Consider the following 19,257-nt stretch of genomic DNA (forward strand, 5'->3'; position numbering starts at 1 on the left):
CTGTTGCGGGAAAGTGACGGGCCCTGCGTTTAAAAAGCATCCAAGCCGCCGGAATTGGTTTAGACAGAATACGTAAGCGAGATGCAGTCAGCGAGAGGCGCGGGCAGTCAAGCCTGTCCGCGCCATGTCTCAAGCGAGCGGGCCGCAAGGGGAAGGGAAGCTCCTTGCGGCCCGATTTCTTTTCAAGACTTTAGAAGAGATTATGCGAGGGTGTTACACCCTCGCGCTCCCTTTAATGTCTGCGTTGCGTATCGGGTTCGGCGTTTGAGCAACGTCGCCGCGCCGCAGGCAGGATTCGCGACGCGGTGCTATCCTGTTAAAGCCTGCGGCGCTTAAGGTGGCGCAGGTGGAGAGCCGGGGCGCAACAATCGGGAACCGCTGCTCTATCGTCGGGAGACGGAATGGGAGCGCGAGGGGGCGTTTTTGTTGGTCGCATTTTTCAAGAAAAATGCTCCGGGCCCCTCGCATCTTCTCTTCTTCATCCCTTAACCGGATACTCAATCCCGATCACTTCCCACTCCTTGTCGCCCCCCGGCAGCACAACCCGGCGCAAATCCCCCACAGCCGCCCCGCGCAAAGCCCGAGACAGAGGCGCCGACCAGCCGATCATGCCCTTGCCCGCGTCCTGCTCGTCATCGCCGACCAGCGTTAGCGTGCGGTGGTTGTCGTCCTCATCCGCGATGGTCACGGTCGCGCCGAACCAGCAGCGCGACTGGTCCTGCTGCCCGGCCGGGTCCACCACGCGCACGGCCTTCATGCGGCGGGCGAGATGGGCGAGTTCGCGGTCGATCTCGCGCATGCGCTTGCGGCCATAGAGGTAGTCGCCGTTTTCGGAGCGGTCGCCATTGCCCGCCGCCCAGCTGACGACTTCGACGATCTGGGGGCGCTCGGTGCCGAGGAGGTGGTCGTAGCGGGCGCGCAGCACGGCAAAGCCGGCGGGGGTGATCGGCGGGCCTTCGTTGAGGGGGCGGGTCGGTTTCATCAGGGGCTTGTGGGGCAGGGGAAGCGGCCTCGCAAGGGGGCGCTATCGACCAAAGTCTGCCGGAAAGGTGCTGGCATGGGGGAGGCGGGGCGGTTAAGCGGCTTGGCCTGGCCAGTGGAGACCTGTTGATGCTGTCGGTTGTGGGCATCGTTCTGCCCATCTTTGCGCTGATTTTCGCCGGATGGGGCGCAAGGCGGACGGGCGTGCTGGGGCCGCATGCCACCGGAGAGCTGAACCGCTTCGTGGTGTGGCTGGCGCTGCCCGCGCTGCTGTTCGACATCGTGGCGAAAGCGCATTGGCATGACATCTGGCAGCCGGGCTTTGTGGCGGTCTGCGGGCTGGGGATGGGCGTGGTCTTCGCGCTGGCTCTGGCGCTGCGGTGGCGCAAGGGGCGTCCGCTGGCCGATGCCACGATCGACGGGCTGAACGCGGCCTATGCCAACACCGGCTTTATCGGCTTTCCGCTGCTGCTGGCGGTGTTCGGGCCGAGCGCGATGGCGCCCACGCTGATCTCGGCGATCCTGACGGTCTGCGTGCTGTTTGCCGTGGCGCTGGTGCTGATCGAGGTGGGGCTGCAGGCCGAGGCGCATCCGCTGCATATGGCGCGCAAGGTGGCGCTGTCTCTGGCGCGCAATCCGCTGCTGGTGGCGCCGGTGCTGGGCGGGGTGCCGCTGGCGTTCGGGCTGGCGATGCCGGGGCCGGTGGATGCCTTCCTCAAGCTGCTGGGCGGGGCGGCTTCGCCTTGCGCGCTGGTGGCGTTGGGGCTGTTTCTGGCCGAAAAGCGCGAGGGCGGTTCCGCAGAGACCGGCGCCACCACGGTGCTGGTGGTGCTGAAGTTGCTCGCCCAGCCTGTGGCGACATGGGCGCTGGCCACCTATGTCTTCCATCTGCCGCGTCCGCTGGTGGAGATGGCCACGCTGCTGGCCGCGCTGCCCACCGGCACCGGGCCCTTTATGGTGGCCGAGTTCTACAGCCGTGAGGCAGCGATCACCGCGCGGGCGGTGCTGGTGTCCACCGTGCTGTCGCTGGTGACGGTGACGCTTTACCTCAGCCTGATCCGGTAAGCCTCAGCTCTCGGTCTCGATCGGGACGGAGGGCGTGTCGGTGATCGGTGCGGTGATGATCCTGTCACGCGCGGCGCGGATATCGCCGCCCTCGATCTGGATCTTCAGGCGTTCGCGGTCGCGGGTGCGGTACATGTCCTCGGCGCGGTTGATGGCATCGATGCTTACGCCGCTGTCCGCCAGTGCCAGCTTGGCCATCTTGATCGCCGATTCCATCAGTTCGCGCACCACGCGGCTGACGGGCGACTTCTTCAGCCGGATCAGCGCGCGGCGGTCATAGGCGCGCACATAGATCCCCGCCTGAGGGAAGGCCTGATGCACGGCCTCGACCAGATCGGGCGAAATCTGGTCGCCATCGAGGCAGAAGAGGATCAGCTGGGCTTCGTCGGCCCCTGCCTGACGCAGCAGGTCCAGCCGCGTGCCGTCACCGAAATAGACCTTGGCGCCGAAGCTTTCGGCGATGTCGATCATCTCGATGTCCATATCGACCAGTGTGACGGTGATCTCGCTGGCGATCAGCATCTGCGCCACCGTCTGGCCAAAGCGGCCATAGCCCACGATGATGGCTGTGGCCTGATCGGCGGCTTGCGGCCCCTCGCGCTCGCCCTGAGGCTTGGCGGGCTCCTTGCGCAGCGGCTTGGTCAGCGCCATCAGGAACGGCGTGGTGGCCATGGAGACGGTGACGATGGCGCCGAACAGGCTGGCTGCATCCGGGGCGATCAGATAGGCGTTCTGGGCCTGCGCAAACAGCACGAAGCCGAATTCGCCGCCTTGCGAGAGCAGCAGGCCCAGCGCCAGCGCGCCGCGCCATGTCATGCGGAAGGCAAGGCCGATCAGCGAGATCACCAGCGTCTTCATCAGCACCAGCGCCAGTGCCATGGCGATGACGAACAGCGGTCGCTCGGCAATGGCATGCAGGTTGAGCATCATGCCGACGGTGAGGAAGAACAGGCCGAGCAGGATCGAGCGGAAGGGCTCGACATCGGCCTCCAGCTCATGGCGATAGGGGGAATCGGCCAGCATCACACCGGCCACGAAGGCGCCCAGCGCGGTGGAGAGGCCCAGGGTCTCCATCACGGCGGCGGATGCCATCACGGTGAAGAGCGCGGCGACGATGAACATCTCGCGCTCGCCCAGATTGCCGATCAGGCGGAACAGGGGGCGGATCAGATAGCGGCCCGCAAGGATCAGCCCAGCCACCGCCAGCAGCGTGAAGAGCGCCAGCTGCCAGCCCGGAGGGCCATTGGCGTCCGCCGGATTGCGGCTGAGTGTGGCAATGATGGTGATCAGCGGGATGATCGAGAGGTCCTGAAACAGCAGGATGGCGAAGGTCCGCTCACCAAAGGGCGTTCGCATCCGGCCAGAAGCCTGCAGCATCGGCAGCACCTGCGCCGTGGAGGAGAGCGCCAGCGGCAGACCCAGCGCCAGAGCGGCGGTGGTGGAAAAGCCGGTGCCAAGCCAGATCATGCCCGCCAGCGCCAGCCCGCACAGCGTGACCTGCAACAGGCCGAGGCCCAGAATATCGCGCTTCATGCGCCACAGGCGGGCGGGGTTCAGTTCAAGCCCGACAAGGAACAGCAGCAAAGTGATGCCCAGTTCGGCGATGCCCATCTTCTGGTCGGCCTCACCCACCAGACCCAGCACCTGCGGGCCCACCACCGCGCCCGCCACCAGATAGCCCAGCGTGGCGCCTAGACCCAGCCGCCGGAACAGCAGCACAAAGACCATGGCGAAACCAAGCAGCAGGAAACCGTCGTGAAGCAGCGAGTGATGGGTCATGAGGGGGCAAGAATCCTTTCGCTGCCGGTGTAGCGGCAATTGCGTGACGGGCAAATGTCAGGATGGGACATTGACTGTGTCCGGGGGGCATGCACAGCTTTTGCACAGTGGTCTGTCACAGACGTGTCGCTTTCCGCTTGCGCTGTGTGTTTGGCAAACCTAAGGGCGGTTGCGCGTCGGGGAGTGGCGCAGCCCGGTAGCGCGCTTGCTTTGGGAGCAAGATGTCGCAGGTTCGAATCCTGTCTCCCCGACCATTTCCTGCTAAAGCCTTGAAAACGCACCTGTTAATTCCGGTGGAGTAGAGTCTGTACCCCAGGCTGTACCACCCGTTGTACGACGGATGTGTTTGAATATGGGTACTCCCAATCTTAGCTTATGGCGCCGCAACCTGATTGCCGGTGGTCATCGCATTCCCCTGTCGGACAGGAAATTTTATCAAGCGTGGGTCACTGCTGGAAGCCTTACGGCAGCAGTCGAGGCATTATGAATGGCTTGTGGTGCCCTTGAAGTCCTGATCAGAGCTGGGCGTCGAGGTGCCGCGAGCCATGCGCACCAGCGGCACGACCAGCTTCATGGATTGAACCCGATCGTATCCTTCGCCTTCTCGATTTGCGCCATGGCGCGGGCATGCAAGCCGGCATCGCCTTGCGTCATCGCTTCAAGCGCACGCAGCACCTCGCGCAGATATTTCATCGCAAAGCCCGGATCATGAGCCACGATGGACGCCGTGTTGCTGATGATATCGGCCAGCTTCACGGTCTGCGCGCCCGATGAGATCGTGCCAAGCCGCGCCGCCTCGGCAGCCTTGCGGGCGGCGCGATTGCCTTCATGGCACTGATCGGTCAGATCCCAGACCATCTGCGCGACTTCGGCACCGAACTCCCGCTCGACATCCTCGCGCGTGACCGGCGTGTCCTCGATCGTGTCATGCAGCAGAGCGGCGGCCAACATTACATCATTGTGATGGGCCGCCGTCTTTACGATGCCCATCACCTCGATGGGGTGGTTGATATAGGGCTCGCCGGTGTATTTGCGGATTTGCTCCACGCTGGTGTGCGCTTCGGTTGCAAAGCTCAGGGCGCGGGACACGAGATCATTCATACAAGCCCTTTCGCATGATTGCCCCATGAACCCAACGCCTTGTTAGGCCACCGTAACGAGATGCTCACCCTCCGGCTGCTGCGCCACGCTGATCCGCTTGCCCGTGAAGCGCTGGGCGATATCGATGGCCGTCAGCAGATGCTGGCTCGGCTTGACGGTGGTGAAACCGCCTCCACCCGCCAGCACGAAAGGCAGGATCAACTGATCGGCCAGATAGGGCCCGGCAAAAGCCTTCGCCTCCAGATAGCCCTTCATCCGCGCCGAGGCCGTCTTGGCCAGCCTTTCGGCAGGCACGCCCAACTGGCCGAAACCGCTGACGATCTCGGTGGTGTGAGCATAGCGCGCCTCCAGCATCAGGATGACGCCCGGCCCCTGATCCTCGGGCAACTGGCGCAAGGCGAAAGCATCCTGCGCCCAATCCGGCAAGCCTTCCGCCGCCCGTGCCAGCATCCGCTGGGCAACGTTGAAGGGCAGGCCGGTGAACAGGGCTTGGCCCGCCACATCCAGCGTTTCGCCACGATCAAGGCACTTGATCGGGCGCAGCGGAGCCGGGGCGATCTCCACCTCGATCCGCCCACCACCGCGCGGATAGAAGCCATGCCGCAGCAGACGCGCCGAAACCTGCGGCCCCATCCGGTTGATCACCGGCAGGAACACACGCTCGATAAAATCGAAGGGCGGCGCCATCATGTTATGCGTGCCGCCCTCCAGCACCAGCCGCGAGGGACCATCGGCCAGCACCAGCGGCATCAGCACCGTCTGCAGCACCAGCCCGGTGCTGCCCGCCGTACCGACAGCGAAGTGGTACTCGCCGGGCGTCACCTTGCCGGGGCGGAAGGTCAGCTCCGAGGAACCGACCGTCAGCCCGCTGCATTCGCTGCCGGAGATCGCGCAGGCGGCCTCCACTGCTGTCACATGCTGGCGCATCAGGCCGGGGCGGGAACGCTTGCCGCGAATATCGGTGATGCGGAAAGGCTTGGCCGTAACCAGCGACAGAGCGCATGAATTGCGCACCATCTGCCCGCCGCCTTCGCCTTCCGATCCATCAATCGTAATCATCTGTCTCTTCATTCAATCAGGGCAGGTGCCCTGCGCCAAGGGTTATCCCTTCACGCAGACCACCTGCTTCAACGTATGGACGATCTCCACCAGATCGGCTTGCGCCGCCATCACAGCTTCGATCGGCTTGTAGGCGCGGGGCGTCTCATCGATCACGCCCACATCCTTGCGGCATTCCACGCCCGCCGTATCGCGGATATGTTCATCGAGCGTGACCAGCTTTTTCGCTGCAGTGCGCGACATGATCCGCCCCGCGCCATGGCTGCAGCTGTCGAAGCTCTCCGGGTTGCCCAGCCCGCGCACGATAAAGCTCTTCGCCCCCATCGAGCCCGGGATGATCCCCAGAGTGCCCTTGGCCGCACGCACCGCCCCCTTGCGGGTGACCAGCACGTTCTCGCCAAAGTGGTTTTCCCGCGTCACATAGTTGTGATGGCAGTTCACCGCTTCCATCTCGGCCTCGAAAGGCTTGCTGATCTGCTTGCGCAGGGCGGCGATGACATTCACCATCATCATCCTGCGGTTCAGGGCGGCAAAGTCCTGAGCCCAGCCGACCGCCTCGACATAATCGTCGAAATGGTCGGTGCCTTCCGGGAAGTAGGCCAGATCCTGATCGGGCAGGTTGATATGCCATTTGCGCATGTCCTGCTTGGCCAGCTCGATGAAGAAGGTGCCGATGGCATTGCCCACTCCCCGCGAGCCGGAATGCAGCATCACCCAGACCCGCGCCTCAGTATCAAGGCACAGTTCGATAAAGTGATTGCCCGTGCCCAGCGTGCCCAGATGCGTCAGATTGTTGGTGTTCTTTAGCCGGGGATGCTTGGCGCAGATCCGTTCGAACCGCACGGCCAGCGTGGCCCAGGCCTCGACGATCGTCGGGGGCGGACTGCCCCATGAGCCATTGTCGCGCTGGCCGCGCCCCACGCTGCGCCCATGGGGCACAGCCTGCTCGATGGCGCTGCGGATGCCCTCCAGCGAGTCAGGCAGATCATGCGCCATCAGCGAGGTGCGCGCCGCCATCATGCCGCAGCCGATATCGACACCCACTGCCGCCGGGATTACCGCGCCCCTGGTGGGGATCACCGATCCCACCGTGGCGCCGATCCCCACATGCACGTCGGGCATCGCCGCCACATGCTTGAAGACAAAGGGCATCTGCGCGGCGCGCGACAGCTGGTCGCGCGCTTCGTCCTCCACGGGAACGCCGCGCGTCCACATCTTCACAGGCACACCGCCTTCACGGGCCATCACATCATAGGTCGTCTGGGTCATGGCTGACCTCCTTTGCGTATCATGGTGCCGGCGACGAGATTTGGCGAGACTTCCGGATTGCTCCGGCGCGGAATTGAACCGCTCGGCCCTTGGGCCTTACCCGATGTAGTCCCACCGGCATTCGCCAGCGTTAAAATGGGTCACGGCGACGAGGTATGGGAAAGACATTGCCCAAAAGGGCGCCGCTCTGCCGTTAAGCTACGGGGCCTCACAGTGGTGGCCCCGGCAGGATTCGAACCCGCACCTGCATCGTGAGAGGATGTAGTCCTTGCCCGGCATTCGCCGTGAATGAACAGTGGGCCGTGGCGACGAGGTATGGCGAGACGCGGTCCTTAAGCTACGTGTCGTCGGCGGGATTCGAACCCGCATCTCCCTTTCGGCATCAGCCTCAAGGGCGCTTTGACTCGTCGGACCTCGGTTTGGTGACATGTAGTCCCGCCGGCATTCGCCACTTCTATCTAGTAAAATGGTTCGATAGGATCACGGCGACGAGGATTGGAACAGACCGCCCCGAAGGGCTGGTGCTCTACCAGGCTGAGCTACCGCCCGTTTCCGGGCGAGCGGGATTCGAACCCGCGACATCCACAGTGACAATGTAGTCCGTTCCGGCATTCGCCGTGATCTTTCTCACACCTCCGTTTGGTTGACGATGCTGATCCAATCGCGCGTCTCACCCCTGGCGAAACGTGCCATCGCGTCGAACACCGCATCGGTGAAGCCACCGACATTCATGATGTCCTTGCCGTCCCTGGCCTGCGTGGTGCCATAGGGCTGGATGTCGATGCAGATCAGCTTCGCGCCCGGGTTGCGGGCCTTCAGCTTGCTCCACTCCGCCATCGTCGCCGTAGCGCCGTATCGCGAGGGATCGACCCAGGACTGATTGTCCGAGACGATCACCACCATATCCACCTTCGCCCGCTCCTTGTTGAGGAGCGCCAAAGGCGCCGAGACATTGGTGCCACCCCCGCCGATCCCCGCCAGCTTCGCCGCATTCACGGCAACGCGGGCATGGGGATCGAGGTCCAACGCCACCACCTGCTGCTCGAAGGGGATGACCCGAGCCTTGCTGTTCCGGCGCAGCACAGCGGCGGCAACCAGAGCGGCAACATCGATGCAACGCACCTTCGAACTGGCACCCTTGCGATAGCCGGTGACAGGCGAACCCATCGAACCCGACACGTCGGGGCATATCGCGATCCGCCCTTCCAGCGCGGGCACCAGCGCCAGCGAGGTTTCCAGCGCACTTTCCAAAGCGGCCTGAACCGCTAGTGGCACGCCATCACCAGCCTGCCCCAACGCCACCATCAGCTGATAGGGCATGGGGCGAACGCGCGCGATGGCCTCCACATCGGCCAGCCTTGCGGCCACCGCTTCGGTCACGCCCGTCACGCTGAAAGCACCGTTACGCGCCAGCGTGTTGAGGTTCATGCGCAGCGCCTGCCAGCCCATGCGGCTGGCCAGCACGGCCCACTGCTTGCCCGAAAGCGGGAAAGCAGTCAGCCATTCGAAAGGCACCGGAGGCAGTTCGCCCTTGGGCTCACGCTTCCATGCTTCGAAGGCGGCGATCTCCTGCGGCAGGGCAGCGACATCATAAGGCTTGCCGATCAGCCAGCCATAGAACGCACGCCGCGCCGCATCCGCCGGAGCGGGATGCACCATCTTTACCACATCGGCCAGACTGGGGCTGGTGCCCGTCGCCGCCGCCATCAGGCGAGGCATCGAGGCCTGCTCCAGCCATTCCTTGACCAGCCGCTTGGGGCGGGTGCCCAGCGAGGTGCGGCCCACCTGACCCGAACGCATGATCTGCACAAAGCTGCGCAGCATGCGCCCATTGTCGATCACGCGGCGGAACACGGGAACCGCCAGATCGGGATCGGCGACGGTCAGCCAGGCCGCCAGCAGGGCAGGCATATCCTTCATCGCGCCGGAGGTGCGGGCATAGACCGCAGCCTTGGCCACAAACTCGGGCGAAACCGCCTGAGCCACTGCCAACACATCGGCCAGCTGAGCCTCGGCGCCGGAATAGAAGCCATCGGCCAGCGTGCCCGTTGCAGCCAGCTGGGCCAGCTTGGCCTCGGGGCCATAGGCGTAGGCGGGCGCGCCGGACTGGTTGGCCATATCGGCGCGCGGCCAGACCTTGGCGGTCGGCGATGCAAAAAGGCTCTGATTGGCCATGACGAAAAATCCTTCCGGTCTTCCGGGGCGGATGGCCTATTCCATCCGCCCCGTCTCACCTGCCTGTCGGGCTGTTCGACCGACCCGACGCCCAATGAATTGCAGAGGGCGTGCCAGTTTGAAGAAGGGGCTTTCCAGAAAAATACATAACGCTGGTTTTAAACGATAATTTTTTAAATTCCCAAGATTGGCGCAAAGAATGCTGTTTTGAGATTTCTTGAATTTGTATCCTATGGGATAAGATGATAGAAATCTGGCGCATGAAGTCGACCACTGTCATCAGCTTTCTTGGCTCCACGCTGGATGCCTCCAAATTCGGCCCTTCGCGCTGGACTAAATGGCGGCCCTCGGTGGGGCTGTGCATGCATGAGGATCTGCGGATCGACCGCTTCATGATGATCCATGGCTCGGGCCACAGCCGTCTGGCCGACTATGTGGCGGAAGATATCGCCTCGGTCTCACCCGAGACGCTGGTTGAGCGCCACACCATCGACTTCAAGGACCCTTGGGATTTCGAGGAGGTCTATGGCAAGCTGCTGGACTTCGCGCGGGCCCAGCCCTTCGATCCGGAGGCGGAGGATCTGCTGATCCACATCACCACCGGCACGCATGTCGCGCAGATCTGCCTGTTCCTGCTGACCGAGGCGCATTACCTGCCCGGCCGCCTGCTCCAGACCCAGCCCAAGCGCGGCGCGCCCGATGCCCTGGGCACATGGAGCGTGATCGACCTCGATCTCTCGCGCTACGACAGCATTGCGACACGCTTCGCCAGCGAAAGCGCGGAGAGCACCTCCTTCCTGAAATCGGGCATCGAAACCCGCAACCCGGCCTTCAACACGATGATCGACGAGATCGAGCAGGTCGCCAGCCGCACCCGCGCGCCGATCCTGCTCATGGGGCCGACGGGGGCAGGCAAGAGCCAGCTCGCCCGCCGCATCTTCGATCTGAAAAAGCTGAAGCGCCAAGCTGGCGGCGCTTTCGTGGAGGTCAACTGCGCCACCTTGCGCGGCGACAGCGCCATGTCCGCCCTGTTCGGCCACAAGAAGGGTGCCTTCACCGGGGCTGCGGCGGATCGCGCGGGTCTGCTGCGCAGCGCCGATGGCGGCATGCTGTTCCTCGACGAGATCGGCGAACTCGGGCTGGACGAGCAGGCGATGATCCTGCGCGCCATTGAAGACAAGCGCTTCCTCCCCGTCGGCGCAGACCGGGAAACGGAAAGCGATTTCCAGCTGATCGCCGGCACCAACCGTGATTTGGCCCGCTGTGTGGCCGAAGGGACCTTCCGCGAGGATCTGTTCGCCCGCCTCAACCTCTGGACCTTCGCTCTGCCGGGTCTTGCCCAGCGGCGTGAGGACATTGCCCCCAATCTCGATTACGAACTCGACCGCCATGCTGAGCGCGAGGGCGAGCGCATCACCTTCAACAAGGAGGCGCGCACCCGCTACCTCTCCTTTGCAACCTCGCCTCTGGCGCGTTGGCCGGGCAATTTTCGTGATCTGGCGGCCAGCGTCACCCGCATGGCCACCTTTTCGCCCAAAGGTCGCATCGATGTGGAGACAGCGGCAAAGGAAATCACCCGCCTCACTCACCTCTGGTCCGGCGCGGATCACGGCACTGATGGGCTCGACGCCCTGCTGGGCGCTGAAATGCTGGCTGAGATCGATCCCTTCGACCGCATCCAACTCGCCTATGTGATCGAGACCTGCCAGGCCAGCCGCTCGCTGTCGGAGGCCGGGCGGCAGTTGTTCGCGGCCTCACGCGAGAAGCGCGCCAGCACCAATGATGCGGACCGGCTGCGCAAATATCTGGCTCGATTCGCGCTGGATTGGGAAGCGATCGGTAGAGCCAAAGGCTGACGTCTACGTCAGCTCCGGCTAGGCAGGCCCCACCCGTGCCAGCACCTTGTCGCGCCCCAGATCTTCCGGCAGCGCGATATTCCAGGCGACGCCCATCGCGGCCAAGGCGCGAATAAAGGCATAGCCCCAATCGCTTTGCCCCGGATAAAGCCCGATGCGGGCCGAGCCCGGAAAGGCATGGTGATTGTTGTGCCATGCCTCGCCCATGGTGGGGATCGCGGCCCATGGGATATCATGAGCCTGCACGCCTGCGTCCTTGACCAGCCAGCTTTGCGGCCCCCGACGATGCGCCAGATGACCGACATACCAATGCCCCGTCACCGAGGCGCTGACGCGCACGCACACGCCCCAGATCACCCAACCCCATCCTCCACCCAGATAGAGCAGCAAGGCGAGGGGAAGCTGCTGGGCCATCCATGTGGCCTCCAGAAAGCGATAGAAGCGGTCCTTGCCTGCGGCTCCCAGATCGAAGGCGGGCGGATGATCCAGCGTCAGGCGGCAATGCAACTGCCACCATGCATCGATCAGCATAGGTTGGCGGTGGGCAAGATAGTCATGGCAATGGGCCTGGCGCTGGGCCCAGTCGCGCAGGTCATGGGTGCGAATCATCCAGAAAGGGCCACTCATGCCGACGCAGTTGCCCACCCAGACCAGCGCTCTTTCCAGCCATAAGGGGCAATCGAAGCTGCGATGGATCAGCCGCCGATGGAAGCCGACACTGTGCCCCAGCAACAGCGAAGCGCCGGTCAGGACAAGGAAGACCGTGACCGCTCCCCAACTGGCATAGACCGGGGCGAGCAGCAGGGCGGCGGCCAGCATGCCGCCGTTCCACAAGGAATGAACAGGGTCCCAGCGGACAGCGCCCGCACTTGGATCGCATCCGGGCACCTCCCTCAGGCTGTTCACGGTGCAGCGATCGGTGGTGTCCATGGCGATGACTCCAAGGTATTTAACTTATTTCTTAAATATCGATTGGAGCTTGTCAAGCAGTTAGCTTATTCCTTAAATGCTACCCATGCAGAAGGTTTTCGAAGCACTGGCCTCGGCCCCGCGCCGCAAGATCCTGGCCTATCTGGCGCATACCGAGCTGAATGCCGGGGACATCGCGTCGCGGTTCGAGATGTCCAAGCCGGCGGTGTCCCAGCATCTGGGCGTGCTTGAAAATGCCGGGCTGATCACCAGCGAGAAGCGCGGGCAATATGTCTATTACAGCCTGGTGCCGGACAGTCTGGCGAACACGCTCAACGCCTATGTACAGGAGGTTTGCCCGGTGGCCAGACCGCTCAAGGCGGAAAGCGCGCAGATCGCCAGAACGCGTGACGATGCTTCCGAAAGCTGAGCGCGGAGGAGGGGGCTATTCGAGGAATGCGATGCCATCGAACGGGCAGTCGGTCGTTTCGATGAGGTAGAGCCCCCGCCATATCCGTTGGCTGGCCGAGACCGGGCAAACCAGTTTTAGCCTTTTGCGCCAGCGTTCAGCACCGTCGGTGGAGCGGCTGTCATCAAGCCTATCGGCGATGACATAGCTGAAGGTCGATCCTCCGGCCCATCCCCGATCAGACCAGCCTGTCACGATGGCATCCTTGCCTGAGGCGCTGGCGATCTCCTGCTCGTGAGACAAGCTCCAGATCGCGACGCTGCTCCAGTCCCATGCCGACTGAACGAGCCGCATCATCGGCAAGGTGGCCGTCAGGATCAGCACGGCCAGCGCAGCACTGCGCCAGCCTCGGCGTTTGGCGATGCTCCAGCCGATACAGCCCAATGTCACGACCAGCAGGATAAGCGCAATCAGCAGGCCGAAGAGGAACCAGAGGAAATCCTGGCTGATGGCGATGATCATCATCACGCTGAACAGCAGCGCTGCAGCCATGACCTCCGGTCCCAACCAGCGCCGATGCTCGTGGCTGGTCAAGCCATGCTCCCGGCAAGATGCGGCCAGAGCACAGTCATGCCGATCAAGGCTGCTGTCAGGGCCGCCAGCAGCACCGCTCCTGCGGCCAGATCCTTGATCCGCTTCACCTGCGGATGAAATCCCGGCTGCACCAGATCGCAAAGCACCTCGATGGCCGTGTTGAAGGCTTCGGCCATCCAGACCAGTCCGATGGCCAGCAACAGCCAGCGCCATTCGTCCCATGTGCAATGGAGCCGCCAGCCCGTCAGCACCACAGCGCCGGTGGCGAACAGATGGATGCGGGCGTTATGTTCTTCGCGGATCAGGGTCACGATCCCTTGCGCCGCATAGGACACGCTGCGCAATCGAGCCCTGATACTGAATCTGCCGGAAGGGGCGGGGCAGGGGATCTGATTGGTGTGTAAATTACTTTGCATTGCAAAGTCCCCAGATAAAATGATCAGCTTGTCTGGGGACTCGTTTTCAAACCCCCATGACCGTGCCCTGCGGTCGCCAGCGAGGCTTGCCGCAGCACATGTTCCAGTTCGGCCAGATACTCCATAAACCGCGCTCGCCCCTGATCGGTCAGGCAGCAGCTTGTGTGCGGTCGCTTGCCGTCGTAACCTTTGTTCAAGGCCACGAAGCCTGCCTCTTCAAGCACCTGAAGGTGGCGACTCAGATTGCCGTCGGTCAGTCCGCACAGGGCTTTGAGATCGGAAAAGCTCAGCCCCTCGGCATGCCCTGCCAGTGATGTCGCAATGCCCAGCCGCGCCTTCTCATGGAAGATCCGGTCCAGCCCCGTATAGGCAAAGGGAGGCTTGCGGTCAGAGGCGGACATGGCGGCGCTCCATATCACGATGAAGGATCAAGGCGACGGCGGCCTGTCCCAGCGAGAAGGGAAGGCCCATCATCCATGGCGACAAGGGCGTGCCCCGGCTGGCCAGATCAAGCACGATCACGCCGCAGAGGAAATACCACCCCGCAGGCCAGATGATCGCGCGTGGCAGCGTGGACAGTGATGTGAAGCCGATCAAGGCGATCAGCATCTGCCACAAGCCCGGCATGATCCACAGGCTGCCCGGCGCCGAGCGATAGAGGATCAGGGTGATCATGGCTCCGGCGATGCCGAAAGGCGCCATCTGTCGCGCGGCTCCGGCCACCATCATGGAGGCCATGGTGCCATGCATACGGCCGATCCGGGCCAGCCCCTCGGTGGCAATCAGGCCCGAGGCGGCGATTGCCACCGCCACCCAGACTTCGACATAGCGCATTGGATCGCTGGCCAGGCGCTCGGGCCAGAGGGTTTGTGCCGAGGCCGCCAGAAAGGCGAGGGCGCCGCTGCCCATGATCGCAGCCGGAGCAAAGCCATGGAAGCGTGTGCTGGAGGCCAGTTGGGCACGGATCCCGGCGATGTCCGACAGTGCTTGTTCGATATCGCGCATAGGAGGCCTCTTGCTTTGGATTGCAAAGTACTTGGCTAGAGGAGTGAGTCAAGCCGGCTCGTCTGCGTGAGGTGATGGTTGCGGAATGCTGCCTCACAACTGGCGGCGGTTCTGTGCGAAAGGATTGGGTGGAAGAGCATCCCACCCAATCTCCGAAATTCTTATCCTTTCAGGGCAAATTTCGGCCCGGCATAGACCCTGACCGCATTGCCGCGCTCCAGATCCTGATGGACCTGCCATTGCGACCGGAGCGCATCGTCTTTGGCCTGCCCGCGCCGTTCCTCCAGCATGATGGCCAGCTTCAGCCGGGCCAGCTTGCGGTTGGCATGCTGGGACCGCTGTTCCTGAGCCACAGCAACAAGCCCGCTGGGCCGATGCGTGGCCCGCACCGCGCTGTCGGTCTTGTTGACGTGCTGGCCGCCCGGTCCGCTGGCACGCATGGCCTGATAATCGATATCCTCCTCCCTCAGGTCAGTGAGGGCCTCGGGCTCTGGCGCGGGGGCCACACCCACGAACCAGTTGCGGCGTTTGTGGCCGGGGCGGAACGGGCTGTTGCCGATCCACTGGATTGTGCCGATGCGCTGGGCGGCAAAGGTTGTCGCAGCCTCGCCATCGATGCGCAGCAGGATCGAGGAGGGCGACTCCGCCAGCCCGTCCAACATCTCCCAGCCGAGTCCCATGTCTTTGGCCTCACGGGCAAAGGCGCGCGCCAGTTGCGCCACCACCCAGCGGCATTCCTGCGGACCTTTGCCCGCCGTGATATGCAGGATGATCTCTTTCATGCGGCCCTCGTCTTATAACTGAGCAGGGGGCGAAGCCGGGCAATCACGCGGATAAGCCCGGCCTGCTCCAGATTGGCGATCACCATGGCGATGTCCTTATAGGCATCGGGCGCTTCTTCGAAGATCAGCCGGCGATCCTCACAAATCACATGGCTGCCCAGATCGGTGCGCTGCATGTCGGCCACTTTGAAGCGGCGCGACAGGCGGGCATGGGCATCCTTGCGGCTCCATTTGCGGCCCGCGCCATGAGCCAGCGAATGCAGGGCATGATCGGCCTTGTCGGCGATCGGCTCGACCAGATAGCTGAAATCCCCGCGCGAGCCGGGAATGGTGACCAGACCGCGATCGGCTGGCGCGGCGCCCTTGCGGTGCAGCCATCCGCTCTGATGCGGCGTCACGCTGTTATGGCAGATATCCAGCACGCGGCGTCCGGTCAGGCCAAGGCAGGCGCAAAAGCGCTCGGCGATGATCCGGCGGTTGAGGACGGCCCAGTCCAGCGCGGCATCATGCTCGGCCAGATAGGCCGTTGCTGCTGGACTGCTTGCCGCGATGCCTTCGGTGATCTCCGCTTGGCGATGCGCCTGCAGGATGGCCTGACCCAGCCCGCGCGAGCCGCTGTGGACCATCATCCACACCCGATCCTGCCGCAGGCCCAGCGCGGCGAAGCGCGCCTCGTCCACCATCTCCTCGATGCGCTGAAATTCGACGAAGTGGTTGCCTCCGCCGATGGTGCCCAGCGCCGGGCTGGCCAGATCGGCTGGCAATCCGGCATCTGCCAGAGCCGCCGCGCCATCGCCCGGCCACGGTGCATCCAACCCATGCAGCTTGCGCTCGATAGAGCCCAGCCTGAACTTGCGCAGGGAGCAGTCGGTTTCCCACAGGGCCATGCCGCATCCGATGTCGCTGCCCACCAGATGCGGCCAGATGCGGTCCGGCGACCAGAAGGCCGCGCCCACGGCGATGCCATTGCCCGCATGCAGATCGGGCAGACCCACGATGCGCGCCATTCCACCATAGCGCGCAGTGGCCTGAAGCTGGTCCAGCGCCAGCGGATCGAAACGCGCGGGATCGCTGGCGATCAGAGTGATCTGGCTCATGATGCGCCTCCCTTGCTGGAGGATTGGTTCGAGGCCAGCATCGCCTCCAGCACCGCCATATCCTTGAGGATGCCGTCACGCGGATCGACAAACAGCTCGCGGCGGCGGAACCATTGGCCCTTGCGCCCCAGAACCTGCCCCTGGAACATCCACTCGCCGCGCCGTCCGATCGAGATGCGCGTCAGCACGAAATCCTCGATATGCTGGCGGACATGCATCTTGACCGTGCTGCCCGTGTCGAGGCCAGCGCAGATCTCGCTGAAGACGGCATCCCAGGGGCGGCCGCGCTGGCGGCGCAGATAGCGCACCAACGGAGCCAGATTTTCATTCAAGGACTTGGTGTAGCGCGCAGCAATCCTGGCATGGCGCTTGAGCCCGATATGCTGCGTGTCGGCGAGGGGCATCCTTTTCAATTTTGGTGAGGCGGCGTGGCTCGCGCCCCAGCGGGGACGCTCGACAATCACCTTGAACATATCATCGCGCATGACGCACCTCCCCGAAAAGAGGAGCAATCAAATATGCGGTGGCGAAGGGTTTGGAAAAATCAGCGGCGCAAGCACCGCGAAAAGCAATCAGGCGAAACGTGTCGCCCTTGAGGCAATTGCCCATGCAATCTGTTCCTGAACACAGGGAAATAGGATCTGACGTGAGGTGCGAGCGAAAGCTGCTTGCATGGTCTTCTCCTTTCCTTGGTTCGAAACAGGCCGATACTGGCTGGCGGCGCTCTTAATGCAGATTGACGATGGGCACAAGAGACACCTATTCATTTAACCAATGTCTCAGGGATCACACTTGAAAACCATCCTGTTCATTTGCAGAAAGATCTTCAATGATGCCATGCTCTGGCAAGGCGGGCGCATCCTGCAGGACCAGGATAGCAGCGCCGCCGGCTCCTTTAATCAGATGTGCATGAATCTTGTATTGACTGGCTGGTGGAACGTGAAGCCGGTGCTGAGCGCTGAGCGGCTGATACCCTCGTTGACAATGCTTCGTTAAGGCTCTTCGTCGGGTTGATGCTCACAAAAGGCTCTATGATGTCGTCAATCAATGTTTCAGCCCGGCCTACCTATAAGCCACTCATACGCTTACCTCGTCGACAGCAATTCGCGCCTGCTTCACATCGTTGTAGGTCCGCTTTTCACCTTTGACCTTCCACTCAGACAGGCCATTGCTGCTACGATCCAGCACGACGGCTGCCGCGGCAGAGGGGCTAGAAAAGCTATAAGGCTTCACAAATATATACCGCCCCTCGGCGCTGGCTTGCAGCACGCCCCGTTTCACTAAGTTTTCTTTCAACGTGGTATAGCTTTGCTGGACATAGCCAGTGTCTTTCAATGCCTGCGAACCCTCTAGAACGACAAATTCGCCATCTTCCTCCACGGCCTCCGCTTGAATGCCGGAGCGATGGCGGATTTCAAAAGTGATTTCGCCACTGGTGCGCTGCGCCACCGGCGTAGCCGTTTGTGTCACTGCACGCGGCTGCGGTTTCAGCATATCCAGCCCGACTACGGGCAATATGATTTTCAGATTGGCGAGGAACTGTTCCATGTTTGCTTGATCGGCTTCGGGTAAGCGACGGCGATTGCCGCCGGGCGCGGTGCCATTGTCCAGCGTAACTCGGTTTGCCGCATGTGCCAATTCGATTAACCGGGCTTCAAGATATTCGACATGACCTTTCGACAGATCATCGTCGCTGGTGGTAACGGCAATTGCCGTTTCCCAGAATTCCCGCTGCTGTGCGCTCTGCTTGATCCGCTCACGCACGCTGTTGGCCGAACCGATATAGGTTCGCGTGCCGCCCACTGCCTCGGGATCGGGACCAGCGAGGATGTAGATGCCGGTTCGATCCAGTTCTGGCCGAGCAGTGAGCGCGGCAAAGGTGGTGCTCGTGGCGACGAAGGTCAGACCAGTCCAACCATGAATCGTGGCCTTGCGCAAGCCGGTGGGTGTGCCATCAACCAGGAAAAGTTGGATGGTGCGGCCGAAAATTTCGCCCAAAGTCTGTTCGAAAGCGTTTGAAATCATCACTCAACTTCTCCGCATTAAGTCAGTGCGTCAACCACAACTTTGATTTCCTCCTGTGCAACAAGCCCATGCCCCAAGATGGCGGCTAATATATCGTCAGGCTCGGCCAAGCCTTCCTCAATCTCGTTCTCGTTTTCGCGCAGCCTACTGTTGTCGAGATTGACATCGCGCAGACACCTGCAACTGGCCGACCAGATACTCGCGCAAGGGGCTGGCATCGACAAAGGCTTCAGCCCTTGCTTGATCGCCCAGTAGTCCGGCTGCAAAAAGTGGCATGACCCGTCGTCAGTATTTTGATGGCTTGCCGGCGATGTGCGCTGCATGGCTGGGCCAAGTGGATGCCTTAACTCGCCATGGCGGCGCGAGCCCGCTCGGCATACGCATCCCAAGCTTTGGCATGGACGTTCGGGCCTCGCCGATCGTTGTAGTCATAGGCATCTTGTGTTCGTAGCACTTGATGTGCCAGAGATTCTCGACATTTGGGCTGGGGATGTTGGCCCAATCGGCATGCCTTTCCTTAAGGGAAAAGGTGAGCAGCTCGCCCATTGTGTCACGATAATGTGTCACAGATCGACTCAAAAGCTTTTCGTTTTCCAATAATTTTTTCAGGCACTTATCAAGGCATTGGTGGGCCCGGCAGGATTCGAACCCGCGACCTAGCCGTTATGAGCGGCCAGCTCTAACCGCTGAGCTACAGGCCCCACCGGTGGATGTCCGTTAGCGGCGCGAAGCGCG

General features: G+C 62.6%; 19 protein-coding genes, 2 tRNA genes and 1 pseudogene. 5 read left to right on the forward strand and 17 right to left on the reverse strand.

The window, feature by feature from the left end; genetic code table 11:
- Positions 1 to 478 precede the first annotated feature (478 nt).
- Positions 479 to 982, reverse strand: coding sequence for a GreA/GreB family elongation factor (locus HGK27_RS03795; protein WP_206238856.1), 504 nt, complete (start codon positions 980 to 982; stop codon positions 479 to 481).
- A gap of 128 nt (positions 983 to 1,110) precedes the next feature.
- On the opposite strand from HGK27_RS03795, the gene HGK27_RS03800 reads away from it, so the two are divergent.
- Complete coding sequence (locus HGK27_RS03800) at positions 1,111 to 2,046, forward strand: AEC family transporter (protein ID WP_206238857.1); 936 nt, start codon at positions 1,111 to 1,113, stop codon at positions 2,044 to 2,046.
- Positions 2,047 to 2,049: 3 nt separating this feature from the next.
- Here HGK27_RS03800 and HGK27_RS03805 read toward each other — a convergent pair whose 3' ends face one another.
- Positions 2,050 to 3,825, reverse strand: coding sequence for a cation:proton antiporter domain-containing protein (locus HGK27_RS03805; RefSeq protein WP_206238859.1), 1,776 nt, complete (start codon positions 3,823 to 3,825; stop codon positions 2,050 to 2,052).
- 177 nt (positions 3,826 to 4,002) lie between these two features.
- On the opposite strand from HGK27_RS03805, the gene HGK27_RS03810 reads away from it, so the two are divergent.
- Positions 4,003 to 4,079: transfer RNA gene (locus tag HGK27_RS03810), tRNA-Pro, on the forward strand.
- A 316-nt stretch (positions 4,080 to 4,395) separates the two neighbouring features.
- Here HGK27_RS03810 and HGK27_RS03815 read toward each other — a convergent pair.
- From HGK27_RS03815 to HGK27_RS03830, 4 genes are all read right to left on the reverse strand, one after another.
- Entirely contained in the window at positions 4,396 to 4,926 is a 531-nt protein-coding gene (locus HGK27_RS03815) for an HD domain-containing protein (RefSeq protein ID WP_206238861.1), read from the reverse strand.
- Between the two features lie 42 nt (positions 4,927 to 4,968).
- Complete coding sequence (rtcA, locus tag HGK27_RS03820; protein ID WP_206238863.1) at positions 4,969 to 5,985, reverse strand: RNA 3'-terminal phosphate cyclase; 1,017 nt, start codon at positions 5,983 to 5,985, stop codon at positions 4,969 to 4,971.
- A gap of 42 nt (positions 5,986 to 6,027) precedes the next feature.
- The gene (locus HGK27_RS03825) at positions 6,028 to 7,254 is read right to left on the reverse strand and encodes an RtcB family protein (RefSeq protein WP_206238865.1); all 1,227 of its coding nucleotides are present in this window, start codon (positions 7,252 to 7,254) and stop codon (positions 6,028 to 6,030) included.
- Between the two features lie 627 nt (positions 7,255 to 7,881).
- Positions 7,882 to 9,429, reverse strand: coding sequence for a vWA domain-containing protein (locus HGK27_RS03830; protein WP_206238867.1), 1,548 nt, complete (start codon positions 9,427 to 9,429; stop codon positions 7,882 to 7,884).
- Positions 9,430 to 9,689: 260 nt separating this feature from the next.
- On the opposite strand from HGK27_RS03830, the pseudogene rtcR reads away from it, so the two are divergent.
- Positions 9,690 to 11,207 (forward strand): annotated as a pseudogene (gene rtcR, locus HGK27_RS03835) (RNA repair transcriptional activator RtcR); the annotation flags it as partial.
- A gap of 96 nt (positions 11,208 to 11,303) precedes the next feature.
- Here rtcR and HGK27_RS03840 read toward each other — a convergent pair.
- Positions 11,304 to 12,215, reverse strand: coding sequence for an acyl-CoA desaturase (locus tag HGK27_RS03840; RefSeq protein WP_206238871.1), 912 nt, complete (start codon positions 12,213 to 12,215; stop codon positions 11,304 to 11,306).
- An 85-nt stretch (positions 12,216 to 12,300) separates the two neighbouring features.
- On the opposite strand from HGK27_RS03840, the gene HGK27_RS03845 reads away from it, so the two are divergent.
- On the forward strand, positions 12,301 to 12,624 hold the full coding sequence (locus HGK27_RS03845) for a metalloregulator ArsR/SmtB family transcription factor (RefSeq protein ID WP_206238873.1): 324 nt from the start codon (positions 12,301 to 12,303) through the stop codon (positions 12,622 to 12,624).
- Between the two features lie 15 nt (positions 12,625 to 12,639).
- On the opposite strand, the gene HGK27_RS03850 is transcribed toward HGK27_RS03845, so the two are convergent.
- The 7 genes from HGK27_RS03850 to HGK27_RS03880 all read right to left on the reverse strand — a co-directional run bounded on the left by HGK27_RS03850 (position 12,640) and on the right by HGK27_RS03880 (position 16,982).
- Positions 12,640 to 13,155, reverse strand: a complete 516-nt coding sequence (locus HGK27_RS03850) for a hypothetical protein (RefSeq protein ID WP_206238875.1) — start codon at positions 13,153 to 13,155, stop codon at positions 12,640 to 12,642.
- Between the two features lie 38 nt (positions 13,156 to 13,193).
- Positions 13,194 to 13,613: a diacylglycerol kinase family protein gene (locus tag HGK27_RS03855; protein ID WP_206238877.1), complete on the reverse strand. Its 420-nt coding sequence runs from the start codon at positions 13,611 to 13,613 to the stop codon at positions 13,194 to 13,196.
- Positions 13,614 to 13,636: 23 nt separating this feature from the next.
- On the reverse strand, positions 13,637 to 14,014 hold the full coding sequence (locus tag HGK27_RS03860; RefSeq protein WP_206238879.1) for a winged helix-turn-helix domain-containing protein: 378 nt from the start codon (positions 14,012 to 14,014) through the stop codon (positions 13,637 to 13,639).
- Entirely contained in the window at positions 14,001 to 14,618 is a 618-nt protein-coding gene (locus HGK27_RS03865) for a hypothetical protein (protein WP_206238881.1), read from the reverse strand. Before HGK27_RS03865 ends, HGK27_RS03860 begins: the two co-directional genes overlap by 14 nt.
- Before the next feature lie 161 nt (positions 14,619 to 14,779).
- Entirely contained in the window at positions 14,780 to 15,400 is a 621-nt protein-coding gene (gene prfH, locus HGK27_RS03870) for a peptide chain release factor H (RefSeq protein WP_206238883.1), read from the reverse strand.
- Positions 15,397 to 16,497, reverse strand: a complete 1,101-nt coding sequence (locus tag HGK27_RS03875) for an RNA ligase RtcB family protein (protein WP_206238884.1) — start codon at positions 16,495 to 16,497, stop codon at positions 15,397 to 15,399. The genes prfH and HGK27_RS03875 overlap by 4 nt, the downstream gene beginning before the upstream one ends.
- A complete protein-coding gene (locus HGK27_RS03880) occupies positions 16,494 to 16,982 on the reverse strand; it encodes a hypothetical protein (protein ID WP_206238886.1) in 489 nt (162 codons plus the stop codon). The genes HGK27_RS03875 and HGK27_RS03880 overlap by 4 nt, the downstream gene beginning before the upstream one ends.
- 307 nt (positions 16,983 to 17,289) lie before the next feature.
- Here HGK27_RS03880 and HGK27_RS03885 point away from each other — a divergent pair, with 307 nt between their 5' ends.
- Entirely contained in the window at positions 17,290 to 17,493 is a 204-nt protein-coding gene (locus HGK27_RS03885; RefSeq protein ID WP_206238887.1) for a hypothetical protein, read from the forward strand.
- Between the two features lie 81 nt (positions 17,494 to 17,574).
- On the opposite strand, the gene HGK27_RS03890 is transcribed toward HGK27_RS03885, so the two are convergent.
- From HGK27_RS03890 to HGK27_RS03900, 3 genes are all read right to left on the reverse strand, one after another.
- Positions 17,575 to 18,522: a GIY-YIG nuclease family protein gene (locus HGK27_RS03890; RefSeq protein ID WP_241127322.1), complete on the reverse strand. Its 948-nt coding sequence runs from the start codon at positions 18,520 to 18,522 to the stop codon at positions 17,575 to 17,577.
- A gap of 17 nt (positions 18,523 to 18,539) precedes the next feature.
- Entirely contained in the window at positions 18,540 to 18,845 is a 306-nt protein-coding gene (locus HGK27_RS03895) for a hypothetical protein (RefSeq protein ID WP_206238891.1), read from the reverse strand.
- Between the two features lie 302 nt (positions 18,846 to 19,147).
- A tRNA-Ile gene (locus HGK27_RS03900) sits at positions 19,148 to 19,223 on the reverse strand.
- Positions 19,224 to 19,257 lie beyond the last annotated feature (34 nt).

This window comes from Novosphingobium terrae, assembly GCF_017163935.1.
GTDB lineage: Bacteria > Pseudomonadota > Alphaproteobacteria > Sphingomonadales > Sphingomonadaceae > Novosphingobium > Novosphingobium terrae.